This is a genomic window from Niabella digestorum, assembly GCF_036409055.1.
Taxonomy (GTDB): domain Bacteria; phylum Bacteroidota; class Bacteroidia; order Chitinophagales; family Chitinophagaceae; genus Niabella; species Niabella composti.
Map to the genome: position 1 here is coordinate 389852 of NZ_JAZGLY010000003.1, position 18563 is coordinate 408414.

At 41.4% G+C, this 18563-nt stretch carries 13 protein-coding genes and 1 tRNA gene; 7 read left to right on the plus strand and 7 right to left on the minus strand.

The window, feature by feature from the left end; translation table 11 throughout:
• Nucleotides 1-47: 47 nt before the first annotated feature.
• The 4 genes from V2H41_RS07175 to V2H41_RS07190 all read right to left on the minus strand — a co-directional run bounded on the left by V2H41_RS07175 (nt 48) and on the right by V2H41_RS07190 (nt 4309).
• Nucleotides 48-1955 (minus strand): DUF4350 domain-containing protein, encoded by a 1908-nt coding sequence (locus V2H41_RS07175; protein ID WP_330974458.1) that lies wholly within the window; start codon nt 1953-1955, stop codon nt 48-50.
• 32 nt (nt 1956-1987) lie between these two features.
• Nucleotides 1988-3631, minus strand: a complete 1644-nt coding sequence (locus tag V2H41_RS07180) for a glycoside hydrolase family 28 protein (protein WP_330974459.1) — start codon at nt 3629-3631, stop codon at nt 1988-1990.
• A 196-nt stretch (nt 3632-3827) separates the two neighbouring features.
• Nucleotides 3828-4031 carry a hypothetical protein gene (locus tag V2H41_RS07185; protein ID WP_330974460.1) on the minus strand — a complete coding sequence of 68 codons (204 nt, stop codon included), beginning with the start codon at nt 4029-4031 and terminating at the stop codon, nt 3828-3830.
• A 194-nt stretch (nt 4032-4225) separates the two neighbouring features.
• Nucleotides 4226-4309, minus strand: a tRNA-Leu gene (locus V2H41_RS07190).
• 175 nt (nt 4310-4484) lie between these two features.
• On the opposite strand from V2H41_RS07190, the gene V2H41_RS07195 reads away from it, so the two are divergent.
• Complete coding sequence (locus V2H41_RS07195; RefSeq protein ID WP_330974461.1) at nt 4485-5690, plus strand: NAD(P)-dependent oxidoreductase; 1206 nt, start codon at nt 4485-4487, stop codon at nt 5688-5690.
• Nucleotides 5691-5756: 66 nt separating this feature from the next.
• Here V2H41_RS07195 and V2H41_RS07200 read toward each other — a convergent pair whose 3' ends face one another.
• On the minus strand, nt 5757-7946 hold the full coding sequence (locus tag V2H41_RS07200) for a glutamine synthetase III family protein (protein WP_330974462.1): 2190 nt from the start codon (nt 7944-7946) through the stop codon (nt 5757-5759).
• A gap of 374 nt (nt 7947-8320) precedes the next feature.
• On the opposite strand from V2H41_RS07200, the gene purL reads away from it, so the two are divergent.
• The 6 genes from purL (at nt 8321) to V2H41_RS07230 (ending at nt 16559) form a co-directional block, all read left to right on the plus strand.
• Nucleotides 8321-10555 carry a phosphoribosylformylglycinamidine synthase subunit PurL gene (gene purL, locus V2H41_RS07205; protein WP_330974463.1) on the plus strand — a complete coding sequence of 745 codons (2235 nt, stop codon included), beginning with the start codon at nt 8321-8323 and terminating at the stop codon, nt 10553-10555.
• Between the two features lie 85 nt (nt 10556-10640).
• Nucleotides 10641-11435 carry a pyrroline-5-carboxylate reductase gene (proC, locus tag V2H41_RS07210; RefSeq protein WP_330974464.1) on the plus strand — a complete coding sequence of 265 codons (795 nt, stop codon included), beginning with the start codon at nt 10641-10643 and terminating at the stop codon, nt 11433-11435.
• Nucleotides 11436-11659: 224 nt separating this feature from the next.
• Complete coding sequence (locus V2H41_RS07215; protein WP_330974465.1) at nt 11660-13306, plus strand: CTP synthase; 1647 nt, start codon at nt 11660-11662, stop codon at nt 13304-13306.
• Nucleotides 13307-13510: 204 nt separating this feature from the next.
• Nucleotides 13511-14749, plus strand: a complete 1239-nt coding sequence (locus tag V2H41_RS07220; RefSeq protein ID WP_330974466.1) for a nucleoside permease — start codon at nt 13511-13513, stop codon at nt 14747-14749.
• Nucleotides 14742-15623: a hydroxypyruvate isomerase family protein gene (locus tag V2H41_RS07225; RefSeq protein WP_330974467.1), complete on the plus strand. Its 882-nt coding sequence runs from the start codon at nt 14742-14744 to the stop codon at nt 15621-15623. Before V2H41_RS07220 ends, V2H41_RS07225 begins: the two co-directional genes overlap by 8 nt.
• A 72-nt stretch (nt 15624-15695) precedes the next feature.
• Nucleotides 15696-16559, plus strand: coding sequence for a TIM barrel protein (locus tag V2H41_RS07230; protein ID WP_330974468.1), 864 nt, complete (start codon nt 15696-15698; stop codon nt 16557-16559).
• Between the two features lie 40 nt (nt 16560-16599).
• On the opposite strand, the gene tpiA is transcribed toward V2H41_RS07230, so the two are convergent.
• A complete protein-coding gene (gene tpiA / locus V2H41_RS07235) occupies nt 16600-17361 on the minus strand; it encodes a triose-phosphate isomerase (RefSeq protein WP_330974469.1) in 762 nt (253 codons plus the stop codon).
• A gap of 1 nt (nt 17362) precedes the next feature.
• Nucleotides 17363-18469, minus strand: coding sequence for a putative sugar nucleotidyl transferase (locus V2H41_RS07240; RefSeq protein ID WP_330974470.1), 1107 nt, complete (start codon nt 18467-18469; stop codon nt 17363-17365).
• Nucleotides 18470-18563: the final 94 nt, after the last annotated feature.

Genomic DNA, 18563 nt, shown 5'->3' on the forward strand with positions numbered 1-18563 from the left:
AACTTTTTTGTGCTAAGATAGCCAGCAACTTCCAACTTCTGGTATTATCACATCCTCCTTGTGTTACTTAGCAACCATTTTACCAAATCCTTAGCTGCAGCGTAATTCTCATATTTTGAGGGTAGTTTTCTACCATCTACATATTCGTTATAGATCCAAGGGTCGCCCACCACAAACACAGTTCCTTTACCATATTTCGCAGAGGCCATTATATCAAAATCCTTGGTCCGCAAAATAGACTTTGCAGGAGGCGTAATTTGTAATGAAGTCACCTCCTTGAGGAATACATTTCGAGCGGTTTTGAATATAGGATGGTTTGCATCAATATCCACTTTACCTTCGTCGTAGTTGTTCCCTTTCACCATTAACTGATCATCCCCCTTGAAGCGAATACCGAATTTCTGAAGTAGCAAGTTGATTTTTTCTTGTTCGGCATTAACGGAGTTATTTCCCATCACTACCAACACCCCGCCAGCCTTTACCCAATTCGCAATTATCGTTGCATAGGCCCGAGTCATATAATTAGGATGCGCTGTTTCCCTATCAGTGTCAGGATCTACAATAATGTACACAGCAGCTTTCTTGAGATTGGCAGCACTAGGAGCTGCTTTGAGAGTACTGATAGCAGCTCCGTGTTGTTCAAAAATGCTGCCCCAAAAAAAGTAGCCATTATTACCACGCTCTTCCCAGATATAGTGCCAAGGCTCAGGTTTTCCTGACGGCCCGGCCTTCCATTCGTTATTAAAAAAATTATCCAGCAATATAGTTTTTCCCTTTCCTTGGGAAAGATTAGGAATCATTTCAATTTCATTAGCAGCAAGTATGAACGCTCCCATCCCCTTAGGATCGTTTTGCACCACTTTTTCGCTCATATAATATTCAAAGCTGCCATCGCGATATGGATTACCTCCTAATCCTGAGACACTCACGGTGCCTTCGAGATTTGTAAAGCCATCAGCACTTTTAGAAAGCTTGTACTTTACAAGTCCTTCAAAAGCTTTTTGGGCATGAGCTCTATAACTTTCTGCAATATATCCTTTACGAGAGGCTTTAGCCAATGTATAAGCTAGCATTGCCGTAGCAGAGGACTCTAAATAATTAGGTGCGCGATGAGGCAAATCCACTATATCGTACCACATTCCGGTATGAGCGTCTTGCACTTTCACTACAGCTGTTGCAAAGCGGTTTAGAATATCGATGATTTGCTTACGTCCGGGATGTTCCATCGGGAAATAATCGAGCACATCCACCATTGCCATACCAAACCATCCGAGCGCCCGTCCCCAGAAATGAGGAGAACGCCCCGTTACTTTATCAGCCCATCGTTGCTGACGTGATTCATCATAACCATGATACAACAAGCCGGTTTTATCGTCGCGACTATGTTTTTCCATCAACACAAACTGACGAGCCACATCGTTGAAAATAGTATCCTCCCCAAATACCTGGGCATATTCGGCATAAAACGGCTGTCCCATATAAAGCCCGTCCAGCCACATCTGAAAAGGATATATCTTTTTATGCCAAAAACCGCCTTCATTAGTTCGCGGATGTGTCAACAACTGTTTACGTAATAACTGCACCGCTTTTTTATATTTTTCTTTCCCCGTTACCCTATACAAGGTAAGTAACAGCTTGCCATTATTGATATGATCAATATTATAATGCTCAGGATTGTAATCTTTAATAGAACCATCTTCACGCACATAATGATCCATGCTGTGCTGTATGTAACGAAACCATTTTGCGTCGCCTGTCGCCAACCAGATACCCTCAATACCTTTTAATATTACTCCTTGATCGTAGCTCCATCGCGCAGGACGACCCGGTACTACACTAAACGAATCGGGCCAGATATGCATGGCTGTCAGCGCCAGTTGTTGCGAATAAGGCAATTCTTGAGCGCTCCCATTCAAGGAGATTAATAAAAACACTAAATAAATCAGACGCTTCATATCTTACAATGCTTCGTTTAATAGATGATAACTTAATGTAATTGTACTGCGGCAGATGGTGTACCCAACTCAGTTATTACTTTTTCCTTAACACGGGTATAATCTGTTTTCTCAATCCGAATGTTCTTAGTGCGATCTCCTGCAGCTCGCAATAGTACGGAGGCTCCATCTGCATACTTCAACCCACTAATCTGTACATCATCACTATTTACAATATCCACTACCACATCCGCTTTTGTAGCATACACACTTACATTCTTCAACTTAATTCCGCTGGCTTCCTGAATATCCACGCCTTGTTCTGACTGAAGAACGGAGTTTTCAATCAGAATATTCTTAACGTGCATCTCGGGTATACCGCGTATGAAAATGGCTTTTTTCGCTCCATTGCAATACACATTACTAATATGTATGTTTTGAAATTGCGGAGTGGTTTCATCAACCGGAAGCATCTCTACTTTAGGCAACTCGCGTTTCTCTCCTTCCAACGGGATGGGATCGCGGGCCATATAATACATATCGAACAAAATGGCTTCTCCAGGAATATCTTTCATATATATATCCTTAATAAAGATATTTTCCACTACACCACCCCTACCACGAGTTGTTTTAAAACGCAGGCCAATATCACTTCCAATAAAAGTACAATTGCTGACGTACACATTCTTAACGCCCCCGCTCATTTCGCTACCTACCACAAATCCCCCGTGTGAGGCATATACCGTACACCCTTTGATAATTACATTCTGAGTAGGCATAGCGCGTGCACGTCCATCAGCATCACGCCCACTCTTCATACACAGCGCATCATCTCCTACATCAAAAACACTATTTTCAATCAGCACATTGGAACAGCTTTCCAAATCAATGCCATCGCCATTTTGTGCATACCAGGGATTTTTAACAAAAATGTTACGTACCACGATATTTGTACTCATAAGGGGGTGTAAACACCAAGCTGCAGAATTCTGGAAAGTAACACCTTCCAACAGAATTTTATCGCACTTAGTAAATACTACCAGGTTGGGACGTAAAAAATCTTTTATAGACTGATAGAAAGCCACATCCTTTTCGGGACTAAGTCTACCCGGGTCTTTCATCTCGTATCCACGAGCAAAGCTCTCCGAAGGCATCCATAAATTGCCGTTCTTTACCACACCCCCCGAAGCCACCAGCTTTTTCCACTGGCTTGCTGTCAACTTTTCTTTTTTAACAAGGCGCCAGGCATCACCATTTCCATCTATAATACCATTTCCCGTAATACCAATGTTACTAGCATTTTCAGCTGAAATAGGAGACTGATTTCTCATCTGCGGCATCCCCTCCCAATTACCTTTTACCAAAGGATATTGATCTTTATCCTTTGTAAATAACAAAGTAGCTCCCGTTTCCAAGTGCAGATTTACATTGCTTTTTAATACAATAGGACCCGTCAACCACAATCCTTGTGGCACTCTCACGATTCCGCCACCCTTAGCATGACATTCGTCTATGGCTTTTTGTATAGCTTGAGTATTAAGGGTATGCCCATCAGGAATGGCACCATACTTGGTAATGGGATACTGTACATTTTTAAATATAGGCTCTGTCACCTTAGGCAAGCGCCAGCCATCCTGGCCTAAACTATACTTAATGCTGCAAGCAAGCAATAATAAGAAAACTATTTTTCGATACATCGGCAAAACAATTATTGCGTACAAGGTATAATAGAATCTTTAGTTTTAGAAGGATTAAGCGCTACTTTATTTACGCAAACGTTTCCATTAATGAGAGGATAATAATAAAGTGCATCCGTATGATAAAAAAGTACATTACACAACAAAAAACCCCGCCTGAGCGAGGTTCTATCAAATAAGTTATTAAGAGTCTCTATTACCAGTCTTGTTTGGCAATTCCGGCCTTGATAGCCGCTAATGCTTTTTCCTCGCCCAGTAACGCAGTCAGCTTATTGCCCTTGCCATCGTGTCCTTTAGCTATATAGCCGCCTTTAGCAGTGCGGGATATTACTGCGTCCTGAATAGGAACATTTTTTTCCTTTGTTTTTACGTTATAAGCCGTAAGAGTTACATCTGCCATGATTATACTTTTTTGATTAAAAAAATGAAATTAAGGCTTTTCAAGAAAAATAGCTAAATATTATTATACAATGCAAGTCTTTTCGGATAATCGCTTTCATTAAGACGATATGCTATAATGATTTACTAATAAGGATAAAACAATTTAAAAAAAAAGACCCACTAGATGGGTCTTTTAAAATATGCTTTCCCAAGTGCCCAGAACAGGAATCGAACCTGCACTCCCTTGCGAGAACCAGATTTTGAGTCTAGCGCGTCTACCAGTTCCGCCATCTGGGCTAAAACGGGGTGCAATATTACGGAAATTTATCGTTAAAAAACAATGGATTTCCGCATTATTTATATAGCTTTATTTACAGCAACTTCTTTTGGGTATCAGAAAAGCGACTAACCACTTCCATATTTTATTCAATACCTGCTTCATTCTTTAACTATAAATTTTATTCAAAGATACATGATTAAAATAGGACTGATAAAAGAAGAAAAAGTACCCCAGGACAATCGCGTAGCACTTACTCCAGATCAGTGTAAATGGCTGCTTAACAATCGCAACAATATCGCCTTTTTTGTTCAGCCCTCCGAAATCAGATGTTTTAAGGACGAAGAATATGCACGTGCTGGAGCGATTATTACTGACGATATGCAGCAATGCGATATTTTACTGGGGATTAAAGAAGTGCCGGTGGACAGTCTTATCGAAAACAAAACCTACCTATTTTTTTCTCATACCAAGAAAAAGCAACCGCATAACAGGAAACTGCTACAAACCATCCTGAAAAAAAATATTACGCTAGTTGATTACGAATGCCTGGAACACGAAGATGGGCGGCGAATCATCGGTTTTGGTTTCTTTGCCGGTATTGTAGGAGCTCACAACGGCATTATGGCCTACGGGAAAAGAACCGGTTTATTTCATCTGGAGCGTGTATACAAACAGCGCAATTTTAAAGAGCTGATACATACTTATTTCGGACTAAGGCTACCCAACATTAAAGTAGTAGTTACCGGTAGCGGCCGTGTAGCACACGGGCTAGTGGAAGTAATGAACCTCATGGGCATTCACGAAGTAGAGCCAGAGGACTACTTGGTAAGAAGATTTTCCTATCCCGTGTATACGCAACTCAAAGGCAGCTCCCTTTATGAACATGAGATTACTGGAAAATATTCACGAGAAGACTTTCATAAAAATCCGCAAAATTATTTGTGCCGATTTTTACCTTACGCTTCGCAAACCGATGTCTTATTGAATGGCGTATACTGGGAAGAAGGCATCCCTCCGCTGTTCAGTCCGTCGGATATTCAGCGCGATGATTTTATCATACAAACTATCGCAGATGTGTCTGACGACCCTTATGGATCCGTTCCCATCAATATCTGCAGTCAAACCATCGAAGATCCGGTGTATGGTATCAGTCGCACTACCTTAGAGAAGACGCCGCCTTATCAGCCGGGTAGCATCGATATAATGGCCGTAGGTAATCTGCCTAATGAATTACCTCATGATGCCAGCCGCTACTTCGGGGAGCAACTGATTAAGTACATCTTAGACGATTTACTAAAAGCTTCTCCAAGTCCTACCCTTCAAAGAGCCACTATCGCTGTCAATGGACAGTTGGGCCCTTATTTTACCTATCTGCAGGACTATGCAGAGGAGTCTTAAAATAAAAACCGCCTGCACAAAGCAGACGGTTTATAAAACGTTCAACATTCAAATGTTGTCAGATTATTAACGCAAGAACAAGAGCTCACGATATTTAGGCAGATACCACTCTTTGTCATCCACCAGCAGCTCAAGCTTATCGGCATGGTAGCGGATTTTATCAAAGAAAGCGGCTTTTACTTCGCGCTCGTAAGCAATAGCTTTTTCACGTGTATCTTCTATTGCGTTACATTTTTTACGCGCTTCGATCATTTGTTCTACCAGATCGCTTGCTTTATTTATGTGTTCAGATATTTTATCAAGGATTTGTTTTTGATTAGCGTAAGCTTCTTCTGTCAAACCTGCTTCTTTTAATCCTTTGATATTTTTAGCTAGAAGGTTTTGGTAACGAATGGCCGGAGGCAGTATCATACTGGTTGCCATTTCGCCCATAATTCTTCCCTCAATCTGAATTTTTTTAATGTATTTTTCAAGTTCGATCTCGTGTCTTGCATGGATTTCAGAAGGAGTGTACACTCCGTTTTCTACAAACAGTTTCACATTTTTCTCGCTCACCATAGCATCCAAGGCCAACGGAGTTGTTTTCAGATTGGGCAACCCTCTTTTTTCAGCTTCTTTTTCCCACTCTTCGCTGTAACCATCGCCTTCGAAAAGAATTTTCTCGCTACCGATGATGTATTCATTGATCACCTGCATGATAGCGATTTCTTTCTTCTCACCTTTTTCGATTAAGGCATCTACATCAGCCTTGAAGTTTTTCAAAGTTTGCGCCACGATAGTGTTCAGTACCGTCACGGGGCTTGCACAGTTAGCAGAAGAACCAACGGCTCTTAACTCAAATTTATTACCGGTAAACGCGAAAGGCGATGTACGGTTACGGTCTGTGTTATCGAGTAATAGATCTGGAATATTTTTATGGATATCGAGCTTCAGCATGGTTTCATCTTGCTCATCCATATTATCGGTTACTCTTTGTTTTACATCGTTCAATACCTTAGTCAGGTATTCACCAATGAACACAGAGATGATAGCTGGAGGCGCTTCGTTAGCACCCAATCTGTGATCGTTAGAAGCTGAAGCGATAGAAGCTCTTAAAATATCAGCATAATCATGAACCGCTTTGATGACGTTCACAAAGAAAGTAAGGAACATCAAGTTGGTTTTAGGTGTTTTACCTGGAGACAGCAGGTTCACACCGGTATCGGCAGCCATACTCCAGTTATTGTGCTTACCGCTTCCGTTAATACCTGCAAAAGGTTTTTCGTGAAGCAATACGCGCAAACCATGTCTCAAAGCGGTGCGGCTCATAACATCCATCAACAGTGTGTTGTGGTCCACCGCCAAGTTTACTTCTTCAAATATAGGAGCGCACTCAAATTGAGCAGGAGCCACCTCATTGTGGCGGGTTCTCAACGGAATACCTAGTTTATAACACTCATGCTCAAAGTCGCGCATGAAAGCATATACTCTTTCAGGAATAGAACCGAAGTAGTGGTCTTCCAGCTGTTGGTTTTTAGCAGAGTTGTGACCATATAATGTACGACCGCACATAACTAGGTCAGGTCTTGCTCTGTATAAACCTTCGTCTACAACAAAATACTCTTGCTCCCAACCTAAAGTAGGTGTAACGCGAGTAACATTTTTATCGAAGTAGTGACAAACATCAACGGCTGCTTTATTCAAAGCATCGATTGATTTTAACAACGGAGCTTTGTAGTCTAATGATTCTCCGGTGTAAGAAATGAAGATGGTAGGAATACAAAGTGTACGTCCGTGACCGATCTCAATGATAAAGGGAGGAGAAGAAGGATCCCATGCTGTATAACCTCTAGCCTCAAAAGTGGCACGCAGACCACCATTAGGGAAAGAAGATGCATCAGGCTCCTGTTGAATCAGCGCAGCGCCGTCAAACTCCTCGATTGGAGTACCGTCGCTTTTCAACGTGAAAAAAGAGTCATGTTTCTCGGCAGTAGTTCCTGTTAATGGTTGAAACCAGTGAGTGTAGTGTGTAACTCCTTTACTTTCAGCCCAGGCGCGCATACCATTGGCTATCTGATTAGCCATGCTGCGGTCAATCTTTTGCCCAGCTTTGATGGAGGCTACTAAACTTTTGTATGCCTCGTCGCTTAAATATTCTCTGGCAGTTTTAAGGCTGAAAACATGCGAACCAAATACTGCAGTAATCTTGGGCGTAATTTTCCCTGGCTGTTCTTTTGTAGTAGGAATGCTGTTAAGTGCAGAAATTCTTAAAGACATTGTGTGTAAGTTTATTTAATTTGTGTGCAAATATAAGATTACACCTAAAAACAACAATACAAATTTATTTTTTTCATCAAAAATTTTGAAAAACTTGTGGATTTTTAGTCAAATTTCTAGAAAAATTAAATATTAAATTTATTATAAATACATCTGAAATTTTACAAACTCTCCACCCACACCAATTGAGCTATCAGATGCACACCCTACCCATCTCCTATTCCATCTGCATTTGATAATATTTATTCCATGGCTTTCTGTAGTACAATGTTAGGGATGAAAAATTTCATGTAAGTTTGCGCTTTTTAAACGCAAAACCTACAGACCTATCGCGATATCGCAATCAGGAATGTGATCTATACCTATAAATTAAGATGGAAGTAACAGTAAAAACCGCCGAACAGTTAAGACTAACAGCAGAAGAATTTGAGTTAATCAAACAAAAATTGGGTCGCACCCCTAATTTCAACGAATTGTGTGCCTTCTCCGCCATGTGGAGTGAGCACTGTAGTTATAAAAACTCCATTAAGTGGTTAAAAACACTCCCGCGTGAAGGCGGTAAAATGTTGGTAGCAGCAGGCGAGGAAAATGCGGGACTGATGGATATTGGCGATGGTCTTGGAGTGGTTTTTAAAATTGAATCACACAACCACCCTTCTGCACTGGAGCCCTTTCAAGGAGCTGCTACAGGCGTAGGGGGTATTCACCGCGATATTTTTACCATGGGAGCCAGACCCATTGCGGCCTTAAACTCCCTACGTTTCGGAAAACTCGAAGAAGCTAAAACACAGCACCTGCTTGCCGGAGTAGTGCACGGTATTGGTCATTACGGCAACTGCTTTGGTGTACCTACCGTTGCAGGGGAAATATATTTTGACGAATGCTATCATACCAACCCTCTGGTAAATGCCATGAGTGTAGGTATTGTAAAAACAGGCGAAACCGTTTCGGCCACTGCCAAAGGCGAAGGCAACCCTGTAATGTTTGTGGGTAGCGCTACCGGAAAAGACGGGATCGGTGGAGCTTCCTTTGCTTCGGCAGATATTACTTCCGAAAGTGTGCAAGAACTACCTGCCGTACAAGTGGGAGACCCCTTCCAAGAAAAAAAACTACTGGAAGCTTGTTTGGAAGTAATAAAAACCGGTGCCGTAGTAGGTATGCAGGACATGGGAGCTGCCGGTATTATTTGCTCTACAGCCGAAATGAGTGCCAAAGGTGGTGTAGGTATGAAAATAGATTTAGAGAAAGTACCTACCCGTCAAAAAAATATGAAAGCATGGGAACTGCTCCTTAGTGAAAGCCAAGAGCGCATGTTGCTGGTAGCAGAAAAAGGTAGAGAAAAAGAAATTGAAGCCATTTTTGAAAAATGGGATCTACCTTGCGCCGTTATAGGCCACGTCACTAACGACGGTATTCTTAAATTTTACATGAACGGAGTACTTGAAGCATCCATACCTGCACAAGAGCTAGTATTGGGCGGTGGTGCTCCTCAGTATGAACGTGAATACAAAGAACCCGCTTATCTCAAAGAGATAGCTGCTTTCGATGCCTCCACTGTTCCACAACCTGCAGACTTGAAAGCAGTTGCAGAAAAAATCATTGCGCTGCCTTCTATCGCATCCAAAAGATGGATTTATGATCAGTACGACAGCATGGTAGGCACTGTAAACACATCCACAAATGAACCTTCAGATGCAGCTGTAGTACTGGTGAAAGGCACTCAAAAAGGACTGGCAGTAACAACCGACTGCAACAGCCGCTATGTATATGCCGACCCGTATAAAGGTGCTTTAATAGCAGTGAGCGAAGCTGCCAGAAATATCGTATGCAGTGGCGGCCAGCCACTGGGTGTTACCAACTGTCTCAACTTCGGCAATCCTTACGACCCTGAAGTATATTATCAATTTGTACACGCTATTAAAGGCATGGGAGATGCCTGCCGCAAATTTGATACACCGGTAACCGGAGGTAATGTAAGCTTCTATAATCAAAATCCCGAAGGACCGGTAAATCCTACCCCCACCATCGGAATGGTAGGGCTGCTGGAAGATATCAATAAAAAGATGACCCTCGACTTCAAACAAGAAGGCGATGTAATTTATATTCTCGGTGCGCAAAAAGACGATATCAATTCATCGGAGTATCTATATCATATTCACGGAGTGAAAAAGTCTCCGGCACCTTACTTCAATTTGGATGAAGAATATGTGCTTCAACAAGCCGTGCTGAAATTGATTAGCGAAGGATTAATTCGTTCGGCGCACGACGTGAGCGAAGGCGGCTTGTTTGTAACACTCTGCGAGAGTGGTTTCCATCGTGCTCTCGGCTTCGATATTAAAAGCAACAGCAATCTTCGTAAAGATGCATTCCTGTTTGGAGAAGCGCAAAGCAGAGTGGTGGTAAGTGTGGCAGCTGATAAAATAAAAGCTTTTGAAGCAGCACTCCCCACCGATGTACCGTTTGCACAACTAGGTACAGTAACCGCTGGGGACTTACTGGTAGATGGCGAAAACTGGGGACAGATTACAACATGGCAGAACATTTACGATACAGCCATTGAAAAATATTTGAGCAAGGAAACTGCTTCAGATGCCCTGAGTAGCTTATAAAACAATCGGCATTTTACATTCCTAATGAGATGCTGGCAGGCTTTTCATGTTGTTCATTTAAGTATAAAGCTTAAAACGCATTCCCGTGGCAAAAAAAATAGCTATAATAGGTGGAGGTAATTTAGGAACTGCCATAGCGCAGGGCCTTATTCAAAGCGCTTTCTGCGATGCTGCAGACATTACGATTACCAAAAGAAATGTTGCGACGCTTAAAGGCGAACTACCCAAGACTGTTCATATTACAAGCGATAACGTTCAGGCTGTTGCTTCCAGTGAAGTAATTATTCTGGCGGTAAAACCTTACCAGATAGAAAATGTGATGAAAGAAATTGTGCCTGTATTGACCAAAAAACATATTCTTATATCGGTAATTACGGGAGTAACTTTAGACGACCTGAAAAATATGGCCTCAATAGCATTGCCTGTATTTCGTGCAATGCCTAATACAGCCATTGCCATCAGAGAAAGCATGACCTGCATCAGTTATGAAAATGCTACAGACAAACAGGTGCAATTGGTAACAAAAATGTTTGGCACTGTAGGTAAAGTAGCCGTTATCGATGATAAGCTCATGGATGCGGCAACCGTGCTGGGCGCCTGCGGTACTGCGTTCGCCCTTCGTTATGTGCGCGCCAATATTCAAGGTGGTATTGAAATTGGATTTGATGCCAAAACCGCAAGCCTCATTGCTTCTCAAACTGTAAAAGGAGCAGCTGAACTCCTGCTCACACATCATAGCCATCCGGAACAGGAAATCGATAAAGTAACTACGCCTAAAGGCTGCACTATTGTAGGGCTGAACGAAATGGAACACAGAGGATTCAGCTCATCCCTAATACGGGGAATCATTACCAGCTATAAGAAAATCGCAAAAGATTAGCACTTGCGCTTAACAGCGCAAGGCAGGTGCGGATAAAAAGTGCAAAACCACTCACCCCATTATCCCAATAATGCATATCTTTGCATGACCACACAAATTTCCTTTCTCAGGATTATTTCTGCCGGTCATTTTATTTTTCCGTTTGGATTAAGATTAAGTTATTGGGATGGGATTGATTTAATTCGTATAAATCTGAAATCTTAGTATAAAAAATTTTTTCGGGTATGTCCAAATATATTTTTGTTACCGGCGGTGTAACATCATCATTGGGAAAAGGTATTATTGCTGCATCACTGGCTAAGCTATTGCAAGCACGAGGCTTCAGGGTGACGATTCAGAAATTCGACCCTTACATCAACATCGATCCCGGCACACTCAATCCTTATGAACATGGAGAATGCTTTGTTACCGAAGATGGTGCCGAAACCGACCTTGACTTGGGGCACTACGAACGCTTTCTGAACATTTACACTTCTCAGGCCAACAACGTTACTACAGGTCGTATTTATCAAACTGTTATCAACAAAGAAAGGCAAGGTGCCTACTTGGGGAAAACCGTTCAGGTAGTACCTCATATCACCAATGAAATCAAACGCCGCATGATGGAGCTGGGCAATACCGGCGAATATGATATTGTGATTACGGAAATTGGGGGTACCATCGGTGACATCGAAAGTCTTCCCTTTGTAGAGTCCATCAGACAATTACAATGGGAACTACCCGAAGAAGATACAGTGGTAATTCACCTTACCTATATCCCCTATCTGAAAGCGGCAAAAGAGCTGAAAACCAAACCTACCCAACACAGTGTAAGAATGCTGAGCCAGGAAGGTGTAAGTCCTGATATCATTGTATGCCGCACCGAAAAATCATTAACACCAGAACTGAAAAGAAAAATCGCTCTCTTCTGTAATGTAAAACAGGAAGCAGTAATTGAAGCGGCCGACCAATCCACCATTTACGAAGTACCACTGGCAATGCTTCGTGAAAAACTGGATGTCATTTGTTTGAAAAAAATGAACATCACAGGATATAAAGAGCCGGATTTGGAAAAATGGTACACCTTCCTAGACAAACTGAAATATCCCAAATCAGTAGTTCGCATAGGACTTATAGGGAAATATTTGGAATTACAAGATGCCTATAAATCTATTCTGGAAGCATTCGTACATGCAGGAGCCGTGAACGAATGTCAAGTACAGATTGTCAATATTCATAGCGAATACATCACCGAAGAAAACGTAGCCGAAAAATTGTCGGAACTGGATGGCTTATTGGTGGCGCCCGGCTTTGGGATCAGAGGTGTAGAAGGAAAAATCACTGCCGTAAAGTATGCACGTGAACATAAACTCCCCTTCTTTGGAATCTGCTTGGGGATGCAGATGGCGGCTATCGAATTTGCAAGAAATGTATTAGGCATTAAACAAGCCAACTCTACCGAAATGGACGAAAACACGCCCGAACCCGTAATCGACCTTATGGAAGAACAAAAGAAGATTACCGAAAAGGGCGGTACCATGCGACTGGGGGCTTATACCTGCGTACTTAAACCCAATAGCTTGGCCAGCTCCATTTACGGTACCGACACCATCAGTGAAAGACATCGTCACCGCTGGGAGTTCAACAATAAATATCTGGAACGTTTTGAGCAAGCCGGTATGGTAGCGAGTGGTAAAAATCCGGATAGTGGCTTGGTTGAGATTATAGAGCTGCCAACGCATCCTTTCTTCATCGGTGTACAATATCATCCCGAACTGAAAAGTACAGTTGAAAACCCGCAGCCTATTTTTGTGAACTTTGTGAAAGCTGCCATGAAGTATAGTGCAGCATGCAAAACACACAAAAATCAAAATGAAATGGCTAAGATGTAATTCACCCCATCGCAATTATTTTACATCTTATATAATTGAAGTATCATAAATACGGTCTTTACACAACGTAAGGGCCGTATTTATTTTGCCTCTATATATAACAATAAGAATAGAAGAAAATCTTCTTAGCTACATGCTTTTTTATGGATATAATTGTACATTTATCATCAAATCTTCTCTAAAAAATCATAATAACGAACGCATATGAAATCAGGAACTCGAATCCAGTTATCCCTCATGATGTTTTTGGAATTTTTCATCTGGGGAGGATGGTTTGTAACCCTCGGAACCTTCTTAGGAACCAACCTCAAGGCTAATGGCTTGGAAATTGCCAACGTCTTCTCCACGCAGTCATGGGGAGCCATCATTGCACCCTTTATCATTGGTTTGATTGCCGACCGCTTCTTCAATGCAGAAAAAATATTAGGGTTATTGCATCTGATTGGTGCGGGATTAATGTACATGATGTTTAAAGCAGAAAGTGTAGGACAGTTCTATCCCTATGTACTGGTATATATGATTCTGTACATGCCCACACTGGCGCTGGTAAATTCAGTTTCTTTCCGTCAGATGTCGAATCCCGAAAAAGAATTTCCTAGCATAAGAATTTTCGGAACGATAGGTTGGATTGTGGCAGGAGTACTGATCAGCTATGTATTCCATTGGGATAATGAACAAAATAATATTACTAACGACTCACTAAGAAATACGTTCCTCATGACGTCTCTAGCATCGTTGCTACTGGGATTATTTAGCTTTACCCTTCCTAAAACGCCTCCTGCTAAAACAGAACAAGGAGCCTCGATAAGTCAGATACTGGGACTGGATGCTTTGAAACTACTAAAGGATAAAAACTTCTTGATTTTCTTTATTGCATCTATATTAATTTGTATTCCACTGGCTTTTTACTATCAAAATGCCAATCCATTTTTAACAGCTGTAGGCCTTGAGAACCCTACCGCAAAAATGGCCATCGGCCAGGCCTCTGAAGTATTATTCCTGCTCTTAATACCTTTCCTCTTTAATAGATTTGGATTTAAGAATACCATTCTTATTGGTATGCTGGCCTGGATAGTAAGATATGTATTGTTTGCCTATGGTAATGCCGGCGAACTAGCATTTATGCTCATTATCGGTATTGCTTTGCACGGTATTTGTTATGATTTCTTCTTTGTATCAGGTCAGATTTATACCGATGCAAAGGCTGGTGAAAAATACAAAAGCTCAGCACAGGGCCTAATTACATTAGCCACCTACGGTGTAGGTATGCTCATTGGATTTTGGGTAGCAGGGTTCGTAACCGAACATTATAAAGCAACCAATCCTGACAATGTCGGTTACTGGCACAATGTATGGTTGGTGCCTGCAGCCATCGCGGCTATAGTAAGTGTACTATTTGCACTTGTATTTAAAAACGATAAAAAAGTTGAAATTAATGCCTAGCAGAAGAGATGTATTAAAAACGCTTGCCGCCGGTTCTATTGCTGCAAGTCTTTCCCCACTGAGTACTTATGCTAATAACGAAAAAATTATGTATCCATTAAAGGGCAATATCAATCACAGTGTAACCCAGTGGACTTATGGTAATATGCCGCTGGATGAATTGTGTGTATTTGCAAAAAAAATAGGAATAACAGCTATAGACCTGCTGGCACCTAAAGACTGGCCTACTATTCAAAAACACGGCCTTACCTGTAGCATGTGCTACATTCCCGGAAAAGTAAGTCTGACTGATGGCTTTGCCGGAAAAGAGTTTCATGCATCCCTCATAAAAGATTATGAAGAAGGTATTCCTCTGGTAGCTAAAGCAGGATATAAAAACCTCATCTGCTTCAGCGGTAATCGCAGAGGTATGGATGATGAAACCGGATTAAAAAACTGTGAGGAAGGCTTGAAAAAAATTCTACCCCTTGCTGAAAAACACAAAGTGGTATTGGTAATGGAATTGCTCAATAGCAAACGAGACCACAAGGATTACATGTGTGACCATACTGCCTGGGGTGTAGAGCTATGTAAGCGCCTAGGAAGTGAAAACTTCAAGTTGCTCTACGATATCTATCATATGCAGGTAGATGAGGGCAACGTCATACAGACAATTAGAGATAACCATCAGTACATTGCACATTATCATACAGCAGGTGTACCAGGAAGACATGAACTGAATGACCAGCAGGAACTATATTACCCTGCCATCATGAAAGCCATTGTAGAAACCGGTTTTAAAGGATATGTGGCTCAGGAATTCATTCCCACCGGAAAAACCAAGGAAGATAGACTTAAAGCCCTAGAAGAGGCGGTACATGTATGTGATGTATAGAAAATAGCGCAATCCGTATTCAAAGAGGTCCTTCAGGACTTTTCATAAACGAAAACATTTAAACTCGAGGACATGAACAGAAAAGACTTTTTAAAACTCAGCGGGGGCGCTGCCATGAGTGCAGCATTTGCTTCCTGCTTCGGAGGAAAAGCTAATACTAACAAAGGCACCATCAAAAATCTAGGCATTCAATTATATTCGCTCAGAGACGATTTGCCTAAAGACCCAAAAGGCGTACTAAAGCAACTAGCTTCTTTCGGGTATAAAGAAATTGAAAGTTACGAAGGACCTCAAGGCATGTTCTGGGGCCTCGGGCACAAAGGTTTTAAACAATACATGGACAGTCTACGTCTCACTATAGTGAGCAGCCACTGTGACCATACAAAAGATTTTGAGAAAAAGGCTGCCCAAGCCGGAGAAATTGGCATGAAATATCTGATATGCCCATGGGTAGACCCACAAAGATCTTTAGACGATTATAAGAAAATTGCGGATGAATTTAACAAAGCGGGCGAAATATGCCGGAAAAACGGATTACGGTTTGCCTATCATAATCACGACTACAGCTTCCGTCAGCAAAATAATCAGTTTCCACAGGATATTTTGATGGAACACACCGACCCCGCCTTAGTAGACTTTGAAATGGATATGTATTGGGTAGTTGCAGCCGGACAAAATCCGGTAGAGTGGATGAAACGCTACAGATGGCGCTTCAAATTATGCCATATCAAAGACCGTAAGAAAAATGCACGTCCTAACGGCGATGACAATAATAGCTGTATCGTGGGTACCGGCTCTATCGATTTCAAAACTATTTTAGGCGAAGCTAAAAATCTGGGAATGCAGTACTACATACTGGAACAAGAAGCATACGAAAAAGCACCTCTGGATTGTGTGAAGGAAGGTGCCGCCTATCTCAATAATCTGGTATTTTAAGTATAAATACAGCTTTATAAAAAGATAAAAGCGTTGAATTTTATTTCAACGCTTTTATTATTTCTACGAATTCTGTAGCGATTAAAGAGGCTCCCCCTACAAGTCCGCCGTCTACATCAGCACAAGCAAATAATTCTTTTGCATTGTTAGCTTTTACGCTTCCTCCGTACAAAATCGAAATCTCATTAGCTACATCGGCTCCATATTGCGCTGCAATTACAGAACGCAGGTAAGCATGCATTTCCTGAGCCTGCTCGGTGGTAGCGGTTTTACCGGTTCCTATAGCCCAGATAGGTTCATAAGCAATGATTACTTTTTTAATATCATCTGCATTCAGATGAAATAAGGATTCTTTCAGTTGATTAGCAACAAATTCGTTTTGCGTACCCGCTTCTCTTATAGATAAAGGTTCCCCGCAACAGAAGATAGGCGTCATACCAGCTTCCAATAACAAGTTCACTTTTTCTGCCAGCACCTCATTGGTCTCATTAAAGTACTCTCTTCTTTCACTGTGCCCGATGATGCAATAATTTACATCGATAGATTTCAGCATACCTACAGATACTTCACCTGTATAAGCTCCGGATTTTTTATGGCTGCAGTTTTGAGCGGCTATATGATAATTTTGAATACCATTGGTTTTTTCTTTAGCCATTGCTAGATAAGGAAACGGAACGGCAAAAATCACTTCATGATTTTCTTTACCGCCAATATTTTCTTTTAATATATCGCTCAACAATTGTTGACCTTCCGAATAAGTCAGATTCATTTTCCAATTTGCTGCTGCAATTTGTTTTCTCATTTTACTTTGTTTTACTTTTATAAATATTAGTGATCAGTTGTTTTTCTTCTTCAGTAAGTATGGCATTTTTAAAACTTTTCCACTGCTCAATATCCTGCAATGCCTTATCCAGCTTGTACTTTACCTTATCATCATATCCCCAACTAAATGAAGGGATATACTTAGGAGTAAGACCCGTACCGAATACATTGGCACTAATGCCTATTACGGTACCCGAATTAATAGAAGTGTTTACAGCAGTACGCGTGTAATCGCCCATCAACACACCACATTTCTTACCTACTTTAAATGCTTGACGCTGTAAATACACTGTGATATCCCCCCCTGTATTTTTCAAATTACTATTAGAGGTTCCCCCTCCAAGGTTACACCATTCACCAATTACGGAATCGCCTAGGTAACCGTCATGCGCCTTATTGGAATAAGCAAACAGTACAGAGTTCTTTACCTCACCCCCTACTGTACACCCCGGACCTATAGTTGTGGCACCATATATCTTAGCGCCCATTTTTATTACCGCACCGTTACCGATATAAAGCGGACCACGCAATAGCGCACCCTCCATTATTAATGCCCCTTTTTCAATAAACACCGGACCTTCATCTGCATTAATAATAGCATGCTTCACTACAGCCCCTTTCTCTATAAAAACATTTTTTTTATTACTTACGTAGATATTTTTCAGGCTGCTCATCGGCTTCCGTCCTTTTCTTGCCAGATCAAAGTCCCATGTCAACGCCTGACCGTTATACTGAAATATATTCCAGGAATACTCAATTCTTAGAAAATCGTCCACAACAACAGGTTCACCGGAGACTGTCATACCATATTGCACCAGCGTATTGCCTGCTTCATCACTCATGCGCTGTCCGGGTTTTAGCTTCTTCACCTTATTTATCATCCCCTTTCCCGGAACAATATTAGCCGCAATGATAAGCGTATCATCAGCTGAGGAGGTTACAATAGCGCTTTCACGCAGCCCCAAACCCTTAAGCCATTTTTCCCGAATAGTAAAAATCCCCACCCTGATATCTTCAACCCTTCTAGTAAGAGTAAAAGGATATAAGTTTTTCACATCTATATTGGTATGGGAAAATAACAGCCGCATGTTGAAGGCGCTAAGATAATAAAATGTGAGGTGTAATAATTACACGATTGTCGAAACCCAGCAAGCAAAAAAATACCCTGCTGAAGCAGGGTAC